Here is a 23948-nt window from a genome sequence, read left to right as displayed (position 1 = left end):
CCGCCCCGGACACCGGGGCTTCTGACGGGGCGGCACCCGGTTCCACGCCTCCGTGGCAGCACCCATGGCACTCCGATGCCAGCGCCGCTCGCGCCAATTCCGGAGTAAATCGTACGATCAGGTCACAACCGGTAGCTTCCTGCCGCCGCACCCCCCGATGGGACGGAGAGGAGCCCGATGACCGATCCGTACCTCCGGGTGCGCGGCGCGCGGGAGCACAATCTGCGCGGGGTCGATGTGGACCTGCCGCGGGACGCGCTGGTCGCCTTCACCGGGGTCTCCGGCTCCGGCAAGTCCTCGCTCGCCTTCGGCACGATCTACGCCGAGGCGCAGCGCCGCTACTTCGAGTCCGTGGCCCCGTACGCGCGGCGGCTGATTCACCAGATCGGCGCACCCAAGGTCGACGAGATCACCGGTCTGCCGCCCGCCATCGCCCTGGAGCAACGGCGGTCCGCGCCGGGTTCGCGCTCCTCGGTGGGCACGGTCACCACGTTGTCGAACTCGCTGCGCATGCTGTACTCACGCGCCGGCAGCTATCCGCCGGGCGTCACCGAGCGGCTGGACTCCGACGCGTTCTCCCCCAACACCCCGGCGGGCGCCTGTCCGGAGTGCCACGGGCTGGGCACGGTGCACCGGGTCAGCGAGGACTCGCTCGTCCCCGATCCGTCGCTGACCATCCGTGAGGGTGCGGTGGCCGCCTGGCCGGGGGCCTGGCAGGGCAAGAACCTGCGCGACATCCTCGACGCGCTCGGCCATGACATCGACGCGCCCTGGCACAAGCTGCCGCAGGAGGCGCGCGACTGGATCCTGTTCACACCGGAGCAGCCGGTCGTCACCGTCCACCCGGTGCGGGACGCCGACCGCATCCAACGCCCCTACCAGGGCACGTACATGAGCGCCGAGCGCTATGTGCTGCACACCTTCGCCGACTCCCGGAGCGAGGCGCTGCGCAAACGGGTCCGGCGGTTCATGACGAGCTCGCCCTGCCCGGTGTGCGGCGGGCGGCGGCTGCGCCCGGAGTCGCTGGCGGTCACCTTCGCCGGCCGGGACATCGCCGCCCTGGCCGCCCTGCCCCTCACCGAACTGGCCCGGCTGCTGCGGGAGACCCCGCATGGGACCGGCTCCGTGGCCGGCACGATCGCCGGGGACCTCGTGTCCCGGATCGAGGCGCTCGGCGAGCTGGGGCTGGGCTATCTGAGCATGGACCGGCCGACGCCGACGCTCTCGGCGGGCGAACTGCAGCGGCTGCGGCTCGCCACCCAGCTGCGCTCGGGGCTGTTCGGCGTCGTCTACGTCCTCGACGAGCCGTCAGCCGGGCTGCACCCGGCCGACACCGAGGCGCTGCTGACGGTGCTCGACCGGCTCAGGGCGGCCGGGAACTCGCTCTTCGTGGTCGAGCACGACATGGCGGTGGTGGCGCGCGCCGACTGGGTCGTCGATGTCGGGCCGCTGGCGGGCGAGCACGGCGGCCGGGTGCTGCACAGCGGTCCGGTGGCCGGGCTGGCGTCGGTCGCCGAATCGGAGACCCGCCGGTTCCTGTTCCCCGAGGGGCCGCCGGCCGCCGCGCGCGTACCGCGCGAACCGTCCGGCCTGCTGCGGCTGCACGGTGTCACCCGGCACAATCTGCGCGGCCTCGACGCGGTGGTGCCGCTCGGGGTCTTCACGGTGGTGACCGGTGTTTCGGGGTCCGGGAAGTCGACGCTGGTCAGCCAGGTGCTGGCCGATGTCCTGACGGAACACCTGGGAACGTCCGCCGAGGAGGATCCGGAGGAGGCCGGAGCGGACGAGGTCCCGGCCGGCGGGGGAAGCGCTGCCTCGTACGCCACCTCGGTGACGGGCCTCGAGGCCGTCGGCCGGCTGGTACGGGTCGACCAGCGGCCCATCGGCCGCACGCCACGGTCCAACCTGGCGACGTACACGGGTCTGTTCGACGCCGTACGCAAGCTCTTCGCGGCCACCGACGAGGCACGCAAGCGCGGCTACAACGCCGGGCGCTTCTCGTTCAACGTCGCCACCGGCCGCTGCGAGACCTGCCAGGGCGAGGGGTTCATCGCCGTCGAACTCCTCTTCCTGCCCGGCAGTTACGCCCCCTGCCCGACCTGCCACGGTGCCCGCTACCGGCCGGAGACCCTGGAGATCACCTACCGCGGCGCGAGTGTCGCCGACGTCCTGGCGATGACGGTCGACGCGGCGTACGACTTCCTGGCCGACGTTCCCGCCGCGGCCCGGCCGCTGAGGACCCTGCAACAGGTCGGGCTCGGCTATCTGCGGCTCGGCCAGCCGGCCACCGAGCTGTCCGGCGGGGAGGCCCAGCGGATCAAGCTGGCGGCCGAACTGCAGCGCGCGGGCCGCGGGGCGCGCTCGCACACCCTCTATCTGCTGGACGAGCCGACCACCGGGCTGCACCCGGCCGACACCGAACTGCTCATGCGCCGGCTGCACGGGCTCGTCGACGCGGGGAACTCCGTCGTCGTGGTCGAGCACGACATGGATGTGGCGGCCGGTGCCGACTGGATCATCGACATGGGTCCGGGGGGCGGCGACCGGGGCGGGCGGATCGTCGCGGAAGGGGTTCCCGCGCTCGTCGCCCGGTCGCCGCGGAGCATCACCGCCCGCTATCTGGCGCCGAAGATCCCCGGCAGTCCGCCGGTCTGACCACCGACGCCCGCATATCCGGGACTCTTGACATGTACAGGAGGTATCGCTGCACTTGGTGAGGCACCGAGTTGTCCAGACCACTCCCGCGTCATCCCTCTCAGGCAGGAGTCCTCGACCATGCGGTTCTCCCCCCACGCCCGCTTCTCCCGCGGGCCGGCCGCCGTTCTCGGCGTGCTGTTCGGCCTGCTGCTCGCCCTCGCCGTACCGCTCGCACAGGGGCCGGCGCACGCCGCCGGCGCCGTGCCACGCACCATCCCCGCCCTCCAGCAGTGGACCGCCGGCAGCGGTGCGTACACCTTCGGCCCCGCCAGCCGGGTCGTGGCCGACAGCGCCTACTCGTCCGCGCTCGGCACCACCGGGCGGGTCTTCGCCGACGATCTGACACAGCTCACCGGGCGGACCGTCACCCTGGTCAGCGGCCCGGCCTCCGCCGTGCGGCCCGGTGACCTGTTCCTCACCCTCGGCTCCACGGACACCACGCTCGGCACCGAGGGCTACGCCCTCACCGTCGGCTCGTCCGTCACCGTCCGGGCCCGGGCCGACGCCGGGGCCTTCTACGGCACCCGCTCGGTGCTCCAGCTCCTCAAGCAGTCCCCCACCATCGCGGCCGGGACGGCACGCGACTGGCCCGCCAAGGCCGAGCGCGGGCTGATGGTCGACGTCGGGCGCAAGTACTTCACCGTGCCCTGGCTCCAGGGCCAGATCAGGGACCTCGCCTATCTGAAGATGAACTACTTCCACCTGCACCTGTCCGACACCTACGGCTTCCGGCTGGAGAGCACCAGCCACCCCGAGATCACCTCCGCCGCGCACTACACGAAGCGGGAGATCACCGATCTCATCGCGCTCGGCGCCCGGTACCACGTCACCGTCGTGCCCGAGATCGACGTGCCGGGCCATATGAACACGACGCTGACCGCCCATCCCGAACTGCGGCTCGTCAACAGCGCGGGCACACCGAGCAACCAGTACATCGACCTGTCCAACCCGGCGGCCTACACCCTCATCCAGGATCTGATCACCGAGTACCTGCCGCTGTTCCCCGCCAAGTACTGGCACCTGGGCGCGGACGAGTACGTCACCAACTACGCCAGTTACCCGCAGCTGCTCAGCTACGCCCGCGCCCACTACGGGCCCGCCGCCACCGCCAAGGACGTCTACTACGGCTTCGTCAACTGGGCCGACGGCATCGTCCGGGCCGGCGGCAAGACGATGCGGATGTGGAACGACGGCATCAAGCAGGGCGACGGCACGATCACCCCGAACGCCGACATCACCGTCGACTACTGGTTCAACTACGGGCTCACCCCGCAGCAGCTCGTCGCGGCGGGCCACACCGTCATGAACTCCAGCTGGACGCCGACCTACTACGTGTACGGCGGCGACAAGCCCAACACCCCGTACATGTACGAGACCTGGAACCCCGAGATCTTCCAGGGCGGCACCACCCTCACCGACCCGTCCCGCAACCGGGGTTCGGTGCTGCACGTCTGGTGCGACAACCCCAACGCCGAGACCGAGCAGCAGACGGCGGCCGGCATCATGACCCCGATGCGTGCCCTCGCGCAGCAGACCTGGGGCTCCCCAGGACTCGTCCCGACGCTGGCGGAGTTCCAGCCGATCGTCACCACCGTCGGCCGCCCGCCCGGCTGGCCCACCGACACCGCCGCCGGCGACCTGGCCCTGGGCCGCCCGGTGACCGTCTCCAGCACCGAGACGCCCGCCTTCCCCGCGGAGGGCGCGGTGGACGGCAGCTACGCCAGTCGCTGGTCCAGCGCCTATTCCGATCCGCAGTGGCTGCGGATCGACCTGGGCAGCAGCCGGGCCGTCAACCGCGTCAAGCTCACCTGGGAGACGGCCCACGCCACGGCGTTCCAGATCCAGCTGTCCGACGACGGCACGTCCTGGAGCACGGTCTACTCCACCACCAGCGCCTCCGGCGGCACCCAGAACCTGACCGGCCTCAGCGGTTCCGGGCGGTACCTGCGGATCTATCTGACCAGGCGCGGCACCGTCTACGGCTACTCACTGTGGGAGGTCGAGGCGTACCACGACGCCTAGGCCGTGTCGTCAAAGTCCCGGCTGCCCGGCGCTTGACTTCAACCTTGGTTCAACTCGCAGGCTGAACACCACATACCGAGCAGCACGCGAGAGATCATCAAGGAGAGCGTCATGATCCTGGTCACCGGAGCAACCGGCAAAGTCGGCGGGCAGGTCGTGTCCCAACTGCTGGGCCGGGGCGCGGCCTTCCGCGCCCTGACCCGCGACCCCGGCGCGGCCCGGCTGCCCGCCGGCGTCGAGGCCGTGGCCGGGGACCTGTCGGATCCGGGGAGCCTGGACGCGGCGCTCGACGGCGTCGACGCCGTCTTCCTGGTCTGGCCGTTCCTCACCACCGAGGCGGCGCCCGGCGTCCTGGAGCGGGTCGGGAAGCACGCGCGCCGCATCGTCTACCTCTCGATGCCGGGAGCGCAGGAGCGGACGGACGGGCCGACGGATCCGATCACCGCGTTCCACGGCGGGATGGAACGGCTGATCGAACGGTCCGGCCTCGAATGGACCTTCCTGCACCCGGTCGGCTTCGCGTCCAACACCCTCGGCTGGGCGGAGCAGGTCCGTGCCGACAGCGTCGTCCGTGATCTGAACGGGGCACTGGCCCGGCCGCTGATCCACGAGCGGGACATCGCGGCGGCCGCCGTCCGCGTACTGACGGACGGCCCGGACGCCGGGCACGCGGGCGCCGCGTACGTGCTCACCGGCCCCGCCCTGGTGACCCAGGCCGAGCAGGCGCACGCCATCGGCGAGGCGATCGGCCGCCCGGTGCGGTTCGAGGAGATGACGGTCGCGGAGAAGCGGCAGCAGATGCTGGCCTGGCTGCCGCCGTCGGGGGTGGACGCGGTCCTGACGGCCTGGGCCGGTATGGCAGGGTCCCCCGAGCCGGTCACCTCCACCGTCGAGGAGCTCACCGGCACCGCCCCGCGCACGTTCCGCGAATGGGCCGCCGACCACGCCGCCGACTTCCGCTGACGCCGTCCGCGGCCGCGCCGTGCCCGGACGGGCGGCGGGACGGGTCAGGCGCCGGGCCACTCCTCGGCGGTGAGCGCGAAGCGCTCGTGGTCACGCCAGTCGTCGTTCAGATAGAGCATGCGCGGTGAGAAGCCCTCATGGCGGAAGCCGAGCCGCTTGGCCATGGCGAGGGAGCGGCCGTTGTCCGGCTGCACGTTGATCTCCAGCCGGTGCAGCCCGAGACCGTCGGGATAGCTGGTGAAGCAGCGGTCGACGACCTGCCGCAGACCCTCGGTCATCCGGCCGGTGCCCGCGTACGGGAGGTAGCTGTCGTAACCGAGAACGCCATTGCGGAACCGGGCCCGGACGATGTTCGCGACATTGACCTTGCCGACGATGCCGCCGTCCTCGTCGTTGATGATCAGAAACGTGCGCAACGACGGACCCTGGCGGCGCAGCAGCTCGTGGAAACCGTCCGGATCCACAGGGTTCCACGGGCTCAGATGATCGGCGGACCGCAGGACGGCCGTGGCGTACGCGTCGGCGTCGCCCGGTCGTGGTTCTCGGATGGATACGCGCATGGCGCCATCATGCCCCGGACGCGAAGAGCGCCCCCTGCTGGGGGCGCTCTTCCGCTGCGGTGCGGGAGGGCGTCAGCCCATGAACTTCTTGAACTCGTCGGGGAGTTCGAAGTTCTGCGCCTCCGGAGCGGCTGCCGCGCCGAAGGGGTTGTCGGCCTGCTCGGCACGGCGGGCGGCCTCCGCCGCCTCGTCCGCCTTGCGCTTCATGGGGTTGCCGCTGCGCTGCTTGCCCTTGGCCTGCTTGACCTGCTTCTTCTTCTTGTTGCCGCCGCCCATGCCGGGCATCCCCGGCATCCCGGGCATGCCGCCGCCCTGGGCCATCCGCGACATCATCTTGCGGGCCTCGAAGAACCGCTCGACGAGGCTCTTGACCGCGCTGACCTCGGTGCCGGAGCCCTTGGCGACGCGGACCCGGCGCGATCCGTTGAGGATCGTCGGGTCCTGGCGCTCGGCCGGGGTCATCGACTTGATGATCGCGGCGGTGCGGTCGACGTCGCGCTCGTCCAGGTTGGCGATCTGGTCCTTGATCTGCCCCATGCCGGGCAGCATGCCGAGCAGCTTGGAGATGGAGCCCATCTTGCGGACCTGCTCCATCTGGGACAGGAAGTCGTCGAGCGTGAACTCCTTCGGACCCTTGGCCAGCTTCTCGGCCATCTTCTGGGCCTCGGCCTGCGAGAAGGTCTGTTCGGCCTTCTCGATCAGGCTGAGCATGTCGCCCATGCCGAGGATGCGGGACGCCATCCGGTCCGGGTGGAAGGTGTCGAACTCGTCGAGCTTCTCGCCGTTGGAGGCGAACATGATCTGCTTGCCGGTCACATGCGCGATGGAGAGCGCGGCACCACCGCGGGCGTCACCGTCGAGCTTGGAGAGCACCACACCGTCGAAGCCGACGCCGTCGCGGAACGCCTCGGCGGTGTTGACCGCGTCCTGGCCGATCATCGCGTCGACGACGAAGAGGATCTCGTCCGGGCTGACGGCGTCACGGATGTCGGCGGCCTGCCGCATCAGCTCCTCGTCGACACCCAGCCGGCCGGCGGTGTCGACGACGACCACGTCGTACTGCTTGGACTTCGCGAACTCGATGGAGTCCTTGGCGACCTTGACCGGGTCACCGACGCCGTTGCCCGCCTCGGGCGCGAAGACCGCGACACCCGCGCGCTCCGCGACGACGGAGAGCTGGGTCACGGCGTTCGGGCGCTGGAGGTCACAGGCGACGAGCAGCGGGGCGTGGCCCTGGCTCTTCAGCCAGTGGCCGAGCTTTCCGGCCAGGGTGGTCTTACCGGCACCCTGCAGACCCGCGAGCATGATCACGGTCGGCGGCTGCTTGGAGAACCGCAGCCGGCGGGTCTCACCGCCGAGGATGCCGACGAGCTCCTCGTTGACGATCTTGATGACCTGCTGCGCCGGGTTCAGCGCCTGCGAGACCTCGAGCCCGGAGGCCCGCTCCTTGACCTGCTTGATGAACGCACGGACCACCGGGAGCGCGACATCCGCTTCCAGCAGGGCGATACGGATCTCGCGCGCGGTGGCGTCGATGTCCGCCTCGGAGAGGCGGCCCTTGCCCCGGAGGTTCTTGAACGTCGCTGCAAGGCGATCGGAGAGGGTATCGAACACGGTGGTTGCGGGTCCTCGCGTCAGGGGTTGGCGGTGGTCGTCCCCCAGGGTATCCGCTGGTGTGCCCTCCATCGCCGGGCAGGCGGGATTGAGCCTGCCCGGCGACGGACGACCGCGGGGCTCAGCGCAGCGCCCGCTCGACCTCGCGGGCGACCTCCGCCGCCCGCACCTCGCCCAGCGGAGCGCCGTCCGCGCCGACGACGTAGAACGCGTCGACCGCGTTCGCGCCGAGCGTGCTGATGCGGGCGGAGCGCACGTTCACCCCGGTCGCGGCCAGGGCGTACCCGATCCGGTGCAGCAGTCCCGGTGCGTCCTGGGCGCGGATCTCGATCACCGTGGCGACCTGGGAGCTGCCGGCGGCGACCGTCACCCGGGGCGGCGGCGCGGCGAGCGTGCGACGGCGCGGATAGGCCGCCTCGCGTTCGGCGAGACGTGCCTCGATGTCGAGCGAACCGTCGAAGGCCCGCCCCAGGTCGGCACGGAGCCGGGCGGCCTCCGGCAGCGCACCGTACTCGGCGGCGACCCGCCAGCTGAGCAGCGTCACCGGGCCCTCCCCGATCGGGTCGACGGACCGCAGGTCGGCTGCGCGCACGGTGAGCCGGTGCAGGGCGAGCACCCCGGCGGCCTGCGCGAGCAGTCCCGGCCGGTCCGGGACGGCGAGCAGCAGCTCGACGCCCAGCCCCTCGGGGGTGTTCTCGTCGCCGCCCTCGGGGTCGGGTTCGGCATGGGCGTGCAGCGCGAGCACCGGGCCGCCGGTGCGGGCGGCCTCGACGGCGAGGCGTTCCTCCTCGGCCGTCGGCTCGGCGGTGGCGGGCTCCGGCACCTCGCCGCCCGCGAGCAGCTCCGCGACCCGTTTGACCAGGTCGGCCAGGAGCGAGGCACGCCAGTTGCTCCACGCGGCGGGGCCGGTGGCCAGCGCGTCGGCCTCGGTCAGCGCGTGCAGCAGCTCCAGCGTGCCGTTGTCGCGCACCACGTCGGCGACGCCCTTCACGGTCACCGGGTCATCGAGGTCGCGGCGGGTCGCGGTCTCGATGAGCAGCAGATGGTGGCGGACGAGCAGCGCCAGCGTCTCCACGTCGGCGGGGTTGAACCCGATGCGGGTGGCGACATCGCGGGCGATGACCTCGCCGGCCTCGCTGTGGTCGCCGGGCCAGCCCTTGCCGATGTCGTGCAGCAGAGCCGCCATCAGCAGCAGGTCGGGGCGCCCGACGCGGCGGGTGAGACCGGAGGCGCGGACCGCCGTCTCGACGAGGTGCCGGTCGACGGTCCAGCGGTGGACGGCGTTGCGCTGCGGGCGGCAGCGGACCCGTTCCCAGTCCGGCAGCAGCCGGGTGATGAGCCCCTCGGCCTCCAGCGCCTCCCAGACCTGGACGGTGGCCTCGCCCGCGCCGAGCAGCGTGAGCAACTGCTCACGGGCCTCGGCCGGCCAGGGCACCGGCAGCGGGCGGGCGGCCGCCGCCAGCCGGCGCACCGCGTGCAGGCTGAGCGGCAGCCCGGCCTGGGCGGCCGCGGCGGCGGCCCGCAGCGGCAGTACGGGGTCACGTTCCGGCTTCGCGGCCAGCGCGAGAACGGCTTCGCCCTCGTGCTCGACGACGCCTTCGGCGAGCGGGGTGCGCTCGGCGGGGGCGGCGGCCGGGCCGGAGCGGCCGATGCCGAGCAGACCGCGGCGGCGCGGGCGCGCCTCGCGGGACCGCAGCACCCGGCCGACCTCGCGCCAGGTGACGTCGGCGGCGTAACTGATGGTGCGGGCGGCCTCGTAGACCTGGCGCAGCAGCGCGTCGGCGTCGAGCAGGCCGAGGGCTTCGGCGACCTGGTCCTGTTCCTGGAGGGCGAGCCGGTCGGTGGCCCGGCCGGTGACCAGGTGCAGGGCGTCACGGGCGTCGAGCAGCCGGGTGCGGGCCTCCTCCAACCCTTCGCGGGGGGCGTCGGCGAGCCAGGACGCGGCGACGGCGCGCAGCGCGGTGGCGTCGCGCAGCCCGCCCCTGGCCTCCTTGAGGTCGGGTTCGAGCAGGTAGGAGAGCTCGCCCTGGCGTTCGGCCCGTTCCTGGCACAGCTCGTGCAGGGCGGGCAGCCGCTTGGGGGCCTGGTTGCGCCAGTCGGCCAGCGTCGCGGTCCGCAGGGACGCGGTGAGGGACGGATCGCCCGCGATGTGCCGGGCGTCGAGCAGCCCGAGCTGGACCTTGAGGTCCTCGGCGGCGGTCCCGCGGGCCTCGGCGGCGGTGCGGACCGAGTGGTCCAGGTCCAGGCCCAGGTCCCAGACCGGGTACCAAATCCGGTCGGCGAGCGCGGAGATCCGGTCCTTGGCGACGGAGGAGTCGTAGAGCAGCAGGAGGTCGAGGTCGCTGCGCGGGGAGAGCTCGCCGCGCCCGTAGCCGCCGACGGCGACCAGGGCGTATCCGGCGACGCCGGTCTCCCCGGCCGCGCCCGCGGCCAGCCCCGCCAGCCATCTGTCGGTGAGTCCCGACAGGGCGGAACGGCGCGGCGGCCCGGACCGCGCCTCCTCGTTGAGGAGACGCAGCCGGGCCGCCGCGTAGCCGCTGGGACCCTCAGGGGTTCCGGCGGCGGATTCGTCGTCCGCTTTCGCTTCGACGCTTTCCGTCACTTGTGCTCCAGCGCTGGGCGCTTGTTGCCAGATCCGGTCCGAATGAGCACGGACCAGTTCTAGAGGGCGTCCGGGCCGCGTTCGCCGGTGCGTACGCGGACCGCTGTCTCGACCGGGATACTCCACACCTTGCCATCACCGATCTTGCCGGTGCGGGCGGCCTTGACGATGACTTCGATCAGCTGATCGGCGTCACTGTCCTCGACCAGGACCTCTATACGGATCTTCGGCACCAGGTCGACGGTGTACTCGGCGCCACGGTAGACCTCGGTGTGGCCGCGCTGCCGGCCGTAGCCGCTGGCCTCGGTGACCGTCAGGCCGTGCACCCCGAAGGCCGACAGGGCTTCCTTGATCTCGTCCAGCCGGTGCGGCTTCACAACTGCCGTGATGAGCTTCACGCGTCCACCTTCTTGTCCGAGGCGCCGGCCTCGCTGCTCGTGCTGCCGGGGACGGGTACCGCGGTGGTGCGGACCGTGCCGCCGCCCGCTCCCGCGAAGTCGTACGCCGTCTCGGCGTGTTCGATCTGGTCGATGCCGGTGATCTCGTCGTCCTCGGTGACCCGGAAGCCCATGACCAGGTCGATGAGCTTGGCGAGGATCGCGGAGGCGACCAGGGAGTACCCCAGGACCGCGCCGACGCCGACCGCCTGCTTGCCGAGCTGGTCGAGGCCGCCGCCGTAGAACAGGCCCTTGGCGGTCTGGCCGACGCCGCCGGTGGCGAAGAGGCCGATGAGCAGGGAGCCGACGATGCCGCCGACCATGTGGACACCGACGACGTCCAGCGAGTCGTCGTAGCCGAACTTGTACTTCAGGCCGACCGCGGCGGCGCACAGCACACCGGCGATCAGGCCGACGGCGATCGCGCCGAGCGGGGAGACGGAACCGCAGGCGGGGGTGATGGCGACCAGCCCGGAGACCGCGCCGGAGGCGGCGCCCAGGGTGGTGAAGGAGCCGTGCCGGATCTTCTCGTAGGCGAGCCAGCCGAGCATCGCGGCGGCGGTGGCGACCTGCGTGTTGGTGAACGCGACGGCGGCGACGCCGTCGGCACCGAGCCAGGAGCCGGCGTTGAAGCCGAACCAGCCGAACCACAGCAGGCCCGCGCCGAGCATGACCAGCGGCAGGCTGTGCGGCCGCATCGGGTCCCGCTTGAAGCCGACCCGCTTGCCGATGACCAGGATCACACCGAGGGCGGCGGCGCCCGCGTTGATGTGGACCGCGGTACCACCGGCGAAGTCGATCACGCCGTACTTGAAGAGCCAGCCGTCCGAGCCCCAGACCCAGTGCGCGACCGGGAAGTACACGACCGTCGCCCACAGGGTGATGAAGAGCGCCCAGGCGGTGAACTTCACGCGGTCCGCGAGCGCACCGCTTATCAGCGCCGGGGTGATGATCGCGAACATCAGCTGGAAGACGGCGAAGACGTAGACCGGGATCCCGTATCCGGGCCACAGCTCGGCGATGCCGATGTTGCGCATCCCGAGCCAGTCGGTGCCGCCCATGAATCCGTTGCCGGAGTCGAAGGCGAAACTGAATCCGTAGAGCGTCCACAGAATGGTGATGATGCCGAGGCTGATGAAGCTCATCATCAACATGTTCAGCGCACTCTTGACGCGGACCATGCCCCCGTAGAAGAAGGCCAGGCCCGGTGTCATCACCATGACCAGGGCGGCGCTGAGCAGCATGAACGCCGTATTTCCGGTATCGAGCTTGGGCGCATCAGCGGCAAGCGTCAGGATGGCTGGTGCCATCGGCGTCTCCTCGTCATCCGAGCGGCCCTGCGGGACGGTGCTGGGTGGGCCGGTTATCGCCCAGAGGTTGTCCCAGCCGGGTTTCGCCCGATGCCGCAGGGTGTTTCGACGCGGTGACGAAGAAGTCCTATGTGTTACGTGAAGATGAACCGCTCCCGGCAGGAGCGGGCGCCGTATACGGGACCGGCCGCGGAAGGCACCCGGTTGACCAGGCGTGGGGGAGCCGAGTCGGGCTGATCGGGTGGCCTGCCGCGGCCGGGGTTCTGGAGGGATCCGCCGGTCAGGCGGTTTCGGCCACTTCCGGGAGCTCGACCGCCAGCCGCTCGGAGAGATCGATGACCTCCGCGATGTCTCCGAAGTCGCGCATCGCGGTGTCGGCGGTCTTGCGGATCCGGGTGTTCACCCGCTCGGAGCGCACTTTTCTGGCCACGGAGATGGCCTTGTGCGTCATGTCGGCGGCCTGTTCCGGGTTCCGCTCCAGGAGGTGGACGGTGGCCATACCGATGAGGTTGAGGGCGTACGCCCGCTGGTGGACGGAGTCCTGGCCGAACAGCTCGACCGCCCGCTCCATCACGGGGTGGGCGAGCGAGGCGTAGGTGGAACTGCGGCCGGCGACGTAGGCGAGGTCACGGTAGGAGTGGGCGTTCTCCGCGTTCAGCTCGGCCTCGTTGAAGAAGCTGATCCAGTCCGGGTCCTCGCCCTTGCGGGCCTCGGTGAAGGAGTCCTCGGCCATCCGGACGGCCCGGTGGCACTTGCTGACCTGGCCCATGTTGGCGTAGGCGCGCGCCTCGACGGCGTGCAGCATCGCCTGGGTGGTGGCGGTGGCCGAGTCCCGGCTGCCGTACTGGGCGAGGTGGATGAGTTCCAGCGCGTCGTCCGGCCGGTTCAGATGGATCATCTGGCGGCTCATGCTGGAGAGGATGAACGCGCCCAGCGGCCGGTCGGCGGCCTCCTTGGCGGCGTGCAGCGCGAGCACGAAGTACTTCTGCGCGGTGGGCTGCAGACCGACGTCGTAGCTCATCCAGCCGGCCAGCGCCGCGAGGTCGCCGGTGACCCGGTAGAGCCGCTTGGCGACCGCGTCCGGGTGCGACTCCTGGAGCAGGTCGGTCACCTCGTGCAGCTGGCCGACGACCGCCTTGCGGCGCAGTCCGCCACCGCACTGGCTGTCCCAGGTGCGGAACATCACGGTGGTGGTCTCCAGCAGCTGCAGCTCCGGCTCGGACAGCCGGTTCGGCCGGTTGCCGGTGTCCCGGGGCACACTGGCGGCCGGCGCCGGGAAGCCGCCGAGCGAGGGGGGCACCAGCCACCGCTGCATCGGCTCGACGAGGGCAGGTCCCGCCGAGAGGGCCAACGAGGCCCCGAGGAAGCCGCGGCGGCCGAGCATCAGGTCGCTGCGGGAGAACTCGTTGATCAGCTGGACCGTCTGGGGGCCCGCCCAGGGCAGGTCCACGCCCGATTCCGACGGTGACTGGTGCGCTGACCGCAGTCCCAGGTCCTCGACCGGGACCACGCAGCCGAACCGTTCGGAGAACAGCTCGGACATGATGCGCGGGATCGGCTCGCGCGGCTGCTCACCGTCGAGCCAGCGCCGCACCCGGGAGGTGTCGGTGCTGATGTGGTGGGCGCCCATCTGCCGCGCCCTGCGGTTGACCTGACGGGCCAACTCGCCCTTCGACCAGCCACTGCGCACGAACCACGAGTTCAACTGCGCGTTGGGCTGCTTGTCCTGTGTGCCGCCCACCGGTAGGCCCCCATCCGAGTCGCCCAACGCCCTTACGGCCAAGGCCCGCTGAGTCCAGGCCCTGCTGCCTTGCCTCCGGCATACCCGGAGGGGACACATGTCTGGCGCTCACGAACCGAAAGTAATCCTACGATCACCCATCCGGCGAGTGCCACAGCGGAAACGCCACCATTCGCCACCCCTTCGAATGAACTCGTCTGCGGCTGTACACGATTCACTTGACACACCCCGGTCAGGCAGGGGCGTAACCATCGGCGACTGCGATCCGTTGGGGGTGTCATGGGTTTCACGATCGGCGGCATTCGGGATATCCGGGCCGGCTCGCGCCGCCGGGAACGCGCCACGGCGTGCACCACGGTGGCGGAGTACACGGGGTTGTGCGGTTGGGCGGTCACGCCGGGAGCGCGCGCCGTCCGGGGCGGCGGGGCCTGCTCGTGCGGTGACCCCGGCTGCAAGGAACCGGGGGCGCATCCCCTGGTGTTCGCCGACGAGATCCCGGCCGGCGCGACCCTGGAGCAGGCCACCGAGGCGTGGGACCAGGTGCCGGGAGCGGCCGTACTGCTGCCGGTGGGCCGGACGTTCGACGTCATCGACGTGGCGGAGCAGTCCGGACGGCGCGCCCTGGTGCGGCTGGAGCGGATGGGTCTGCGGCTCGGTCCGGTGCTGGTCACCCCCACGGGCCGCGCGCAGTTCTTCGTGGCGCCGGGCGCCGCGGCCGAACTCCCGCACCTGCTCTACCGGATGGGCTGGGACGACGCCGACCTCGACCTGCGCTGCCTGGGGCTCGGCGACCACGTCACGGCCCCGCCGTCCGACCTCGGCGGGCTCGGCCCGGTGCGCTGGCTGCGGTCACCGCTGCTCGACTCGGTGCACCAGCCGCCCGAGGCGCGGTTACTGCTCGGCACCCTGGCGTACGTCTGCCACCGCGACCGCACGCCCGGCCCCTGGCTCGTACGGACCTGAGCCCGCACCGCACCCGGCACGGAGAGAAGCCATCACCCGGGGAGGTGCGTAAGGGGCGCCCTCCAGGGAAGGGCGCCCCTTACGTATACAACCGCTCGTACACCGCTCGCGTCGGTGCGGGTCAGTCGCCGATCAGGGCGTCGACGAACGCCTCCGGCTCGAAGGGCGCCAGATCGTCCGGGCCCTCGCCCAGCCCGATCAGCTTCACCGGAACGCCCAGCTCGCGCTGGACCGCGATCACGATGCCGCCCTTGGCGGTGCCGTCCAGCTTGGTCAGCACGATGCCGGTGATGTCGACGACCTCGGCGAAGACCCGGGCCTGGACCAGCCCGTTCTGCCCGGTGGTCGCGTCGAGCACCAGCAGCACCTCGTCGACCGGGCCGTGCTTCTCGATGACCCGCTTGACCTTGCCCAGCTCGTCCATCAGACCGGTCTTGGTGTGCAGCCGGCCCGCGGTGTCGATCAGGACGGTGTCCGCGCCCTCGGCGATACCTTCCTTCACGGCGTCGAAGGCGATCGACGCCGGGTCGCCGCCCTCGGGACCGCGCACGGTCCGGGCGCCCACCCGCTCGCCCCAGGTCTGCAGCTGGTCGGCGGCGGCGGCACGGAAGGTGTCCGCCGCGCCGAGCACCACACTGCGGCCGTCGGCCACCAGGACGCGGGCGAGCTTGCCGGTGGTCGTGGTCTTGCCGGTGCCGTTGACACCGACGACCAGCACGACGGCCGGGGTCGTCTCGTGGCTCTCGGTCTTCAGCTCGCGGTCCAGCGAGGGGTCGACCAGGGTCAGCAGCTCCTCGCGGAGCAGGGCGCGCAGATCGGCGGGGGTGCGGGTGCCGAGCACCTTCACCCGGGTACGCAGCCGGTCCACCAGCTCCTGGGTCGGAGTGACACCCACATCGGCGGTGATGAGGATGTCCTCGATCTCCTCCCAGGTGTCCTCGTCGAGGTGCTCGCGGGAGAGCAGCGCGAGCAGCCCCTTACCGAGCGTGTTCTGCGAGCGGGACAGCCGGGAGCGCAGCCGCACCAGGCGGCCGGCGCTGGGTTCCGGCTGTTCGAGTTCGGGAGCCGCGGGTACCGGCAGCTCCTCCACGGCGACCGGCGCGCCAGGCGTCTCGGGGAGGACGACCTCTTCGATCGTCCGGCGCGGCTCGTCCCGAGGGACCTCCGCTTCGTCCCCGACGCGTGGCTCGGCGGGCGGCGCGGTGATGGTCGGCGTGCTCGGCGGCGCGGGCGGCAGCTGCTTCTTGCGGCGGCTGCCGACCACCAGTCCGCCGGCGGCGACGACCGCGACCAGGGCGATGACTACAGCAAGGATGACGGTTTCCATATCTTTCCCAGTATCGGTCACGTGCGCGGGTGGCCGCGACAACGTGGCCCTCCGGGCCGGTCCCGGGTGCCGGCCGGTGCGGGCCGTTGCCGGGTCGGGGCCGGGCTCTCCGGCGTGGGGGTCCGAAATCGACTATTTACGGTCCCCCGACCTTCGGCCGGGGGTGCCCCCAACTGCGATCCCGACCCCATGCGTCCGATCCGGGCCGGGCCGGGGCGGGCGAACCGTGCGTGGTCCCGCGGGTCCACTCCTCTATCAATCTGACGCTGCGTCAGTTAGCGTCCGTCTGGTCCATCCCGGCGAAGGGAAGCGTCCGCCATGCCCGTCACGGTCATCCGTTTCAACCTCGTCGATCCCGCTGCCGAGCCCGCGTCGCTCAGTGCCCGCTACAAGGCGGCCCTCGAGATGGCGGCCTACGCGGACGACCGCGGCGTCGGCACCGTCCAGACCGAGGAGCACCACGGCGCCGCCAATGGGTGGCTGCCCTCGCCCCTCACGTTCGCGGGAGCGGTCTTCGGTGCCACCCGGCGGATCGCGGTCACCGTCTCCGCCCTGATCGGCCCGCTCTACGATCCGCTGCGGCTGGCCGAGGACATCGCCGTACTGGACCTGCTCAGCGGCGGCCGGCTCGTCACGGTGGCGGGGATCGGCTACCGGCAGGCGGAGTACGACGCGCACGGCCGGGACTGGACGCACCGCGGCAAGCTCCAGGACGAGGTCCTGGAGACACTGCTCACCGCGTGGACCGGGGAGCCCTTCGAATACCGCGGCAGGACGGTGCAGGTCACGCCGCGACCGTTCACCCAGCCGCATCCGCTGCTGCTGGTCGGCGGCAGCTCGAAGGCGGCCGCCCGCCGTGCCGCCCGGCTCGGTCTGCCGCTCTTCCCCAGCGCGTACCTGCCGGAGCTGGAGGCGTACTACCAGGAGCGGCTCGCCGAGTACGGCACCGAGGGCTGGTGCATGATGCCGCCGGCGAAGGTCCCGCTGCTGCACATCGCCGAGGACCCCGACCGCGCCTGGGCGCAGTACGGCGAGCATCTGCTGCACGAGGCGCGGATGTACGCCTCCTGGCAGTCGGCCGACATCCGCTCCGCCGTGCGCTCGGCCGCCACCGGCGTCGAGGAACTGCGCCGCGAGGGGGTCTACCGGATCGTCACGCCCGACGAATGCGTCGCCCTCGCCGAGGCCGGCGGGGACCAGGCGAGCCTGGTCCTGCACCCCCTGTGCGGGGGCATGCCGGTCGACGAGGGCTGGCGCAGTCTGCATCTGCTGGCGGAGCAGGTGCTGCCGCGTCTCAAGGACTAACCCATCTCCTCCAGGGTCTTGCCCTTGGTCTCCTTCACGAACTTGAGCACAAAGGGGATCGAGAGCAGGGCGAAGCAGGCGTAGATGACGTACGTCCCCGACAGGTTCCAGTCCGCCAGGCTCGGGAAGCTCGCGGTGATCGCCCAGTTGGCGATCCACTGGGCGGAGGCCGCCACGCCGAGCGCCGCGGCGCGGATCCGGTTCGGGAACATCTCGCCGAGGAAGACCCAGACGACGACACCCCAGGAGAGGGCGAAGAAGAGCACGAAGACGTGGGCCGCGATGAGCGCCACGGTGCCCTGGGTGTTCGGGAGCGTCCCGTCGGCGGTCTTGGCGGCGAAGGCCCATGCCTCCAGTGCCAGGGAGACGGTCATACCCGCAGAACCGATCAGGGCGAGCGGCCTGCGGCCGATCCGGTCGACGAGGAGGATGGCGATCACGGTGCCGATGATGTTCACGATCGAGGTGGTGAACGAGTACAGGAAGGAGCTGCTCGGGTCGATGCCCACCGACTGCCACAGCGTGGACGAGTAGTAGAAGGCCACGTTGATGCCGACGAGCTGCTGGAAGACCGAGAGTCCGATACCGATCCAGACGATCGGCAGGAAGCCCATCCGGCTGCCGAGCAGGTCACGGAAGGTCGACTTGTGCTCGCTGCGCATGGCGTGTTCGATCTCGGCCACCCGTGCGTCGAGGTCGATGTGCTTGCCTTCGACGTCTTCGAGCACCTTCTTGGCGTGGGCGGTCCTGCCCGCGGAGATCAGGAAGCGCGGCGACTCGGGGATCGCGAAGGAGAGCAGCCCGTAGAGGACGGCCGGGACGACCATCACGCCGAGCATGACCTGCCAGACCTCCAGGCCCATCAGCTGCCCGCGCTGGTCGCCGCCGGCCGCGTTCAGCAGGCCCCAGTTGACGAGCTGCGAGACGGCGATGCCGATGACGATGGCTGCCTGCTGGAAGGAACCGAGCCGGCCGCGGTAGGCGGGCGGGGAGACCTCGGCGATGTACGCCGGGCCGATCACCGAGGCCATACCGATGGCGATACCGCCGAGCACCCGCCACATGGCGAGGTCCCAGAGGGCGAACGGCAGCGCGGAGCCCACGGCGCTGACCGTGAAGAGCGAGGCGGCGATCTGCATGACGCGGATACGGCCGATGCGGTCGGCGATCCGGCCGGCCGTGGCGGCGCCGATGGCGCAGCCGATCAGGGCGATCGCGATGACCTGGGCGAGGGTGCCGGAGCCGATGTCGTACTTGCCGCGGATGCCCTCGACAGCGCCGTTGATCACGGCACTGTCGTAGCCGAACAGGAAGCCGCCCATGGCGGCCGCCGCGGTGATGAAGATGACATGGCCGAGGTGATCCGGATGGGCCAGACGGCCTTCCCGACCGGCCACAGGTTCGGTACTGGTCAACGTGAACTCCTGGGGCTCGGCGGTGAGCCCTCACATAAGGGGCTGGATCCTCCAGTGTCAGCCGCCCCCCGGACGGCCACCACTCGAAGATAAAAGTGACGCTGCAGAGACTATGCCTTCAAGTTTCGAAGTCAGCAGGGGGCCTATCGACCCATCTGGCGCAGATGAGCAGATGGCTCAGCCGCTTGAGTTCAGCACTTGAATGCATATGGGCCTAGGCCAGCTTGCGCTTGCCCTCACGCAGCCGCTGGCTGATCACTTTGGAGACCCCATCGCCCTGCATCGATACGCCGTACAGGGCATCGGCGACCTCCATCGTCCGCTTCTGGTGCGTGATGACGACAAGCTGTGAACTCTCCTGAAGCTCCTCCATCAGCCCGATCAGCCGCTGCAGATTGGTGTCGTCCAACGCCGCCTCGACCTCGTCCATCACATAGAACGGACTCGGCCGGGCCTTGAAGATCGACACCAGTAGCGCCACCGCGGTCAGCGAGCGCTCACCACCCGACAGCAGCGACAACCGCTTGACCTTCTTCCCGGGCGGCCGCGCTTCAACCTCCACACCTGTGGTGAGCATATTGTCCGGATCTGTCAGCATCAGCCGGCCCTCGCCACCGGGGAAGAGCCGGGAGAACACCCCCTCGAACTCCCGCGCCGTGTCGTGGTAGGCCGCGGAGAAGACCTGCTCGACGCGCTCGTCGACCTCCTTGACGACCTGCAGGAGATCCAGCCGGGTCTTCTTCAGGTCCTCCAGCTGCTCCGTCAGGAACTTGTGGCGCTCCTCCAGCGCGGAGAACTCCTCCAGTGCCAGCGGGTTGACCTTCCCCAGCTGCTGGTACGCCTTCTCCGCGGACTTCAGCCGCTTCTCCTGCTCCGCGCGCACGAACGGCTTCGGCCGGTTGCGCGGGTGCTCCGGATCCTCGGGCAGCTCCTCGCCCTCGGCGGGCAGCGACGGCGGCACCGGATGGTGCGGGCCGTACTCGTCGACCAGCCCGGACGGCTCGATGCCGTGCTCCTCCAGCGACCGGGTCTCCAACTGCTCGATGCGCAGCCGCTTCTCGGCGCCCAGCACCTCGCCCTTGTGGACGAAGTCGGTCAGCTTGTCCAGTTCCGCCTTGAGCTCCCGGCCCTGCCGGCGCTCCTCCCCCAGCTGCGCCTCACGCTCCGAGCGGGCCCGCTCGGCCGCCCCGCGCTCCTCGTCGGCGCGGCCCAGCGACACCGTCACGTACTCCAGCAGGGCACGCGCACCGGCCAGCACCGCGGCGGCCACCCGGGCCTCGTACTCCAGCCGGGCCCGGCGCTGCTCGGCGCGGGCCCGGGTCTCACGCTCGATACGGGCCGCGCGGTCCAGCCCGTCCGCCCGCCCGGCCAGGCCCTTCACCCGCTCCTCGTGGGTGCGCAGCTGGAGCCGCGCCTCCATCTCGGTCTGCCGCGCGTTGGCCCCGTCGGCGGACAGCCGGTCCCGTACGGAGGTGTCCGGCTCCTCCTCGCCGGGTGCCTCCACGGCCTCCCCCAGCCGCACCGACAGTTCCTCGAACTCCTCCATCGCCGCGGCCAGCGACTCCTCCGCCCGCCCCACGGCGGCGGCGCTGCGCTCGGCCTCTCCCCCCGCGGCGCGTGCCTGGCCGGCGAGCCGCCCCAGCTGCTGGGCGACCGACGACTTCTCCTTCTCCGCCGCCCGCCGCGCCTGCGCCAGCGAGTCCACGGTCCGCGCGCACGCCGTGCGCCGCTCCTTCGTCTCCCGCTGCTCCTCCGCGAGCGACTCGCACAGCGCCGCCAGCCGCTCCAGCTCACGGGCCGCCTCGTCGACGGCGGCCCGCACCTCCAGCAGGCTGGGCACGCCCGCCGACCCACCGTGCGCGAAGTGCGCGGCGAGCACATCGCCTTCGGCGGTGACGGCGGTGAGTTCCGGGTGCGCGGCCACGAGAGCCTCCGCGTCGTCGAGGCTCTCCACGACGACCGTGTCACGCAGGAGACGGCGGACGGCGGGGAGCAGATCGTCAGGCCCGCCGACCAGCCCGGCCGCCTGCCGCGCCCCCGCGGGCAGCGGGGCGGTTTCCGCACGCGCGTGCGGTACGGAGGCGGCGGCCACAGCGGCCTGCGGCAGCGTCGCCGACTGGGGTCCGGTGGCCGGGTGGTGGGGAGGAGTGCCGGCGCCGGGAACACCGGGCCACACCTCGGACGACGTGCCGTCCGCCAGCAGCAGGGCCGCACGGCCGGCGTCGTCCTTGCGCAGCAGCCGCAGCGCGTCGGCGGCGGCCGCGGGGCCCGATACGGCGATGGCGTCGGCCGCCGCACCGAGGGCGGCGGCGACGGGGATCTCGAAGCCGGGCGCCACGGTGAGCAGTTCGGCGGCGGGACCGAGCAGGCCGGTGAGCCGGTCGCCCGCGGCGAGCAGCGCGCCGGTGCCGTCCTTGCGGCGCAGGCCCAGCGCCAGCGCGTCGCGCCGGGCGGTGAGGGCGGCCCGCTCGCGCTCGGCCGCGGTGGCCGCGTCGCGGACGGCCGAGAACGCCTCCTCGGCCGCCGCCTGCTCCTCCGTCGCGGCCGCCAGGCGCTCCTCCAGTTCGGAGTCGTCCGCCTCCAGGCCGTCCACCCGCTCCTTGAGCTCCTCGTACTCCTCCTGCGCGGATTCGGCGCGGTCCCGTGCCTCGTCGCGGGCCGTGGCGAGCCGGCCGATCTCCGCCTCCGCGGAACCGGCCCGGCCGCGCGCCGCGTTGACCTGGCCCTGCAGCCGCGCCAGCCCCTCCCGGCGGTCCGCGATCGCCCGCGCCACGGACCGCAGCCGCTGCTCCTCGGCCGCGAGCTCCTGTTCCAGGGCGGCGCGGTGGCCGACGGTGTCGTCCAGTGCCCGCCGCGCCGCGTCGAGAGCCTCCGTCAGTTCCGCCTCCTGCTCGCGGATCCGGGCCGCCTCACGTTCCATGTCCTCCGGCTCCCGGCCGCGCCGCTCCTCGGCGGGCTGGCCGGTGGCGTGCCGCACCCGCTGTTCGGCGAGGCCGATGGTGCCGCGTACCCGTTCGGCGAGCTGGGAGAGGCCGTACCAGGTGGCCTGTGCGTCGGCCAGCCGCGGTGCGAGCGCCCTGACCTGCTCCTCCAGAGCGGTCTCGCGCCGCAGCGCGGCGGCCAGGTCCCGTTCCACCGCGTCCCGCCGCTCCTTGAGCGACGCCTCGTCGGCGACCTCGGCGCTCAGCGCTTCGCGCAGGGTGACCAGATCGTCGGCGAGCAGCCGCAGCCGGGCGTCGCGCAGATCGGCCTGGATGACGGCGGCCCGCCGGGCGACCTGTGCCTGCCGTCCCAGCGGCTTGAGCTGCCGCCGCAGTTCGTTCGTCAGGTCCTGGACGCGCGCGAGATTGGCCTGCATCGCGTCGAGCTTCCGCAGCGCCTTCTCCTTGCGCTTGCGGTGCTTGAGCACACCGGCCGCCTCCTCGATGAAGGCGCGGCGGCCCATCGGGTCGGCGTGGAGCACGGAGTCGAGCTGGCCCTGGCCGACGATGACGTGCATCTCGCGGCCGATGCCGGAGTCGGAGAGCAACTCCTGGATGTCGAGCAGCCGGCAGGTGTCGCCGTTGATCTGGTACTCGCTGCCGCCGTTGCGGAACATGATCCGCGTGATGGTGACCTCGGCGTACTCGATGGGCAGCACACCGTCGGAGTTGTCGATCGTCAGCGACACCTCGGCGCGGCCCAGCGGCGGGCGCCCCGTGGTGCCGGCGAAGATGACGTCCTCCATTTTGCCGCCGCGCAGCGACTTGGCCCCCTGCTCCCCCATGACCCAGGAGAGCGCGTCCACCACATTGGACTTACCGGACCCGTTGGGGCCTACGACGCACGTGATGCCGGGCTCGAAGCGCAGCGTCGTGGCGGAGGCGAAGGATTTGAATCCGCGCAGCGTGAGGCTCTTGAGATGCACGCCGTCGGACTCTACCTTCCGTGTTCGGTTTCGCCAGGGAAGGTGCAGGGCACATCAGACGATGACAACAGTGATCGTCGGGGGGCCTGCGGGTGAAGACGGAACGACGAAGGGACGCCGAGGCGTCCCTTGCAAAAAACTCTAGCGGTGCCGTGGCACCCGTCCGGTGATGCGTCCGGATCAGGCGGGTACGGGCTCCGCGCGAGATACATCGATGCTGCTGAGCAGCGACTCTTCGTGCGACGCCACAGTCAGTGCGTCGTTCTCGGTCTGCATCCGAACAAGCTCGGACTCCAGATCCTGAACGCGCTGCTGAAGCCTTCGCATCTCGGCGAGGAGTCGCGGGTCGGGGCCGCCGACGTAACCGAGAAGCGCCTTTGCCATGATTGATGGTCCTCCACGCTGAGTGACCGACCGGGAGCGGTAGGGTCGTGGGTGAGGGGTATGTGCACCCGCGCGGTGCGCCGAAGCCGCCGCTTTGATTGCATTACGGCTACGATGCGCGGGGCTTCCAGCGTCTCACCAAATAGTTGGACGGTCAACACGATCACAGCCCAGCGATCGGGTCAGCCTCAGAAAACACGGCGAAAGAGCGCCGGCGGCTGCCCGTGGGGCGTCGAGATCATCCTCGATGTCGGCAGCCTTGCACGACACTCCGGATATGGCAACTGTCCCGGGCAGCCTTGCCGTAGGCGATTGCCTACCGCATGTACGCGGGGCGTGACACTCAGCGGATCTCGAACCCGTCGTACCCGCCGCGCGGCCGGCCCCAGATCTCGGTGACGCCGTCGACACGGCCGGGCGTGTCCCCGGTGGCCAGCCAGTCGAGCAGCTGTTCGCACCGTGTGCGGTCCCCCTCGGCCACCACCTGCACCCGGCCGTCGGCGAGGTTGCCGGCGTAACCGTCCAGACCGCCGATCCGCATCGCGTTGGCCCGGGTCCACCAGCGGAAGCCGACGCCCTGGACGCGCCCGCGCACCCAGGCCGTAAGCCGGACATTTTCGTTCATGCGTGCACGCTATCCCGTCAGTTGCACAGGCTTCACTCCGGTCCCGTGCGTCATTCGCTACAGTCGGCCCGCAACA

16 protein-coding genes are annotated in these 23948 nt (G+C 71.3%); 5 read left to right on the top strand and 11 right to left on the bottom strand.

The window, feature by feature from the left end; all coding sequences use genetic code 11:
* Positions 1-177 precede the first annotated feature (177 nt).
* The 3 genes from C8250_RS30290 (at position 178) to C8250_RS30280 (ending at position 5682) form a co-directional block, all read left to right on the top strand.
* On the top strand, positions 178-2655 hold the full coding sequence (locus C8250_RS30290; RefSeq protein WP_138356449.1) for an excinuclease ABC subunit UvrA: 2478 nt from the start codon (positions 178-180) through the stop codon (positions 2653-2655).
* A 120-nt stretch (positions 2656-2775) separates the two neighbouring features.
* On the top strand, positions 2776-4719 hold the full coding sequence (locus C8250_RS30285; RefSeq protein WP_138356450.1) for a family 20 glycosylhydrolase: 1944 nt from the start codon (positions 2776-2778) through the stop codon (positions 4717-4719).
* A gap of 111 nt (positions 4720-4830) precedes the next feature.
* Complete coding sequence (locus C8250_RS30280; RefSeq protein WP_138356451.1) at positions 4831-5682, top strand: NAD(P)H-binding protein; 852 nt, start codon at positions 4831-4833, stop codon at positions 5680-5682.
* 44 nt (positions 5683-5726) lie between these two features.
* Here the strand turns inward: C8250_RS30280 and C8250_RS30275 are convergent, their stop codons facing one another.
* From C8250_RS30275 to C8250_RS30250, 6 genes are all read right to left on the bottom strand, one after another.
* The gene (locus C8250_RS30275; protein WP_138356452.1) at positions 5727-6242 is read right to left on the bottom strand and encodes a GNAT family protein; all 516 of its coding nucleotides are present in this window, start codon (positions 6240-6242) and stop codon (positions 5727-5729) included.
* A gap of 72 nt (positions 6243-6314) precedes the next feature.
* The gene (gene ffh / locus C8250_RS30270; protein WP_138356453.1) at positions 6315-7856 is read right to left on the bottom strand and encodes a signal recognition particle protein; all 1542 of its coding nucleotides are present in this window, start codon (positions 7854-7856) and stop codon (positions 6315-6317) included.
* A 121-nt stretch (positions 7857-7977) separates the two neighbouring features.
* Positions 7978-10458 (bottom strand): [protein-PII] uridylyltransferase, encoded by a 2481-nt coding sequence (locus C8250_RS30265; RefSeq protein WP_138356454.1) that lies wholly within the window; start codon positions 10456-10458, stop codon positions 7978-7980.
* A 59-nt stretch (positions 10459-10517) separates the two neighbouring features.
* Positions 10518-10856: a P-II family nitrogen regulator gene (locus tag C8250_RS30260; RefSeq protein WP_138356455.1), complete on the bottom strand. Its 339-nt coding sequence runs from the start codon at positions 10854-10856 to the stop codon at positions 10518-10520.
* The gene (locus tag C8250_RS30255) at positions 10853-12205 is read right to left on the bottom strand and encodes an ammonium transporter (RefSeq protein WP_138356456.1); all 1353 of its coding nucleotides are present in this window, start codon (positions 12203-12205) and stop codon (positions 10853-10855) included. The genes C8250_RS30260 and C8250_RS30255 overlap by 4 nt, the downstream gene beginning before the upstream one ends.
* A 280-nt stretch (positions 12206-12485) precedes the next feature.
* The gene (locus C8250_RS30250) at positions 12486-13946 is read right to left on the bottom strand and encodes a hypothetical protein (RefSeq protein WP_138356457.1); all 1461 of its coding nucleotides are present in this window, start codon (positions 13944-13946) and stop codon (positions 12486-12488) included.
* 279 nt (positions 13947-14225) lie between these two features.
* On the opposite strand from C8250_RS30250, the gene C8250_RS30245 reads away from it, so the two are divergent.
* A complete protein-coding gene (locus C8250_RS30245) occupies positions 14226-14909 on the top strand; it encodes a bifunctional DNA primase/polymerase (protein ID WP_138356458.1) in 684 nt (227 codons plus the stop codon).
* 121 nt (positions 14910-15030) lie between these two features.
* Here C8250_RS30245 and ftsY read toward each other — a convergent pair whose 3' ends face one another.
* On the bottom strand, positions 15031-16236 hold the full coding sequence (gene ftsY, locus C8250_RS30240; RefSeq protein WP_138356459.1) for a signal recognition particle-docking protein FtsY: 1206 nt from the start codon (positions 16234-16236) through the stop codon (positions 15031-15033).
* A gap of 318 nt (positions 16237-16554) precedes the next feature.
* On the opposite strand from ftsY, the gene C8250_RS30235 reads away from it, so the two are divergent.
* Entirely contained in the window at positions 16555-17541 is a 987-nt protein-coding gene (locus C8250_RS30235; RefSeq protein ID WP_138356460.1) for an LLM class flavin-dependent oxidoreductase, read from the top strand.
* Here the strand turns inward: C8250_RS30235 and C8250_RS30230 are convergent.
* From C8250_RS30230 to C8250_RS30215, 4 genes are all read right to left on the bottom strand, one after another.
* Positions 17538-18956 (bottom strand): sugar porter family MFS transporter, encoded by a 1419-nt coding sequence (locus C8250_RS30230; protein WP_138356461.1) that lies wholly within the window; start codon positions 18954-18956, stop codon positions 17538-17540. The genes C8250_RS30235 and C8250_RS30230 overlap by 4 nt on opposite strands.
* Before the next feature lie 214 nt (positions 18957-19170).
* The gene (locus C8250_RS30225) at positions 19171-22863 is read right to left on the bottom strand and encodes an AAA family ATPase (protein ID WP_138356462.1); all 3693 of its coding nucleotides are present in this window, start codon (positions 22861-22863) and stop codon (positions 19171-19173) included.
* A gap of 180 nt (positions 22864-23043) precedes the next feature.
* A complete protein-coding gene (locus tag C8250_RS30220; protein ID WP_138356463.1) occupies positions 23044-23247 on the bottom strand; it encodes a hypothetical protein in 204 nt (67 codons plus the stop codon).
* A 343-nt stretch (positions 23248-23590) separates the two neighbouring features.
* Positions 23591-23872, bottom strand: a complete 282-nt coding sequence (locus tag C8250_RS30215) for an acylphosphatase (protein WP_138356464.1) — start codon at positions 23870-23872, stop codon at positions 23591-23593.
* Positions 23873-23948 lie beyond the last annotated feature (76 nt).

Source organism: Streptomyces sp. So13.3 (assembly GCF_005860785.2).
In the GTDB taxonomy this organism is placed as follows: domain Bacteria; phylum Actinomycetota; class Actinomycetes; order Streptomycetales; family Streptomycetaceae; genus Actinacidiphila; species Actinacidiphila fildesensis.
Note: the sequence above shows the minus strand (reverse complement) of the source record. Positions and strands in the feature narration are given on the sequence as shown.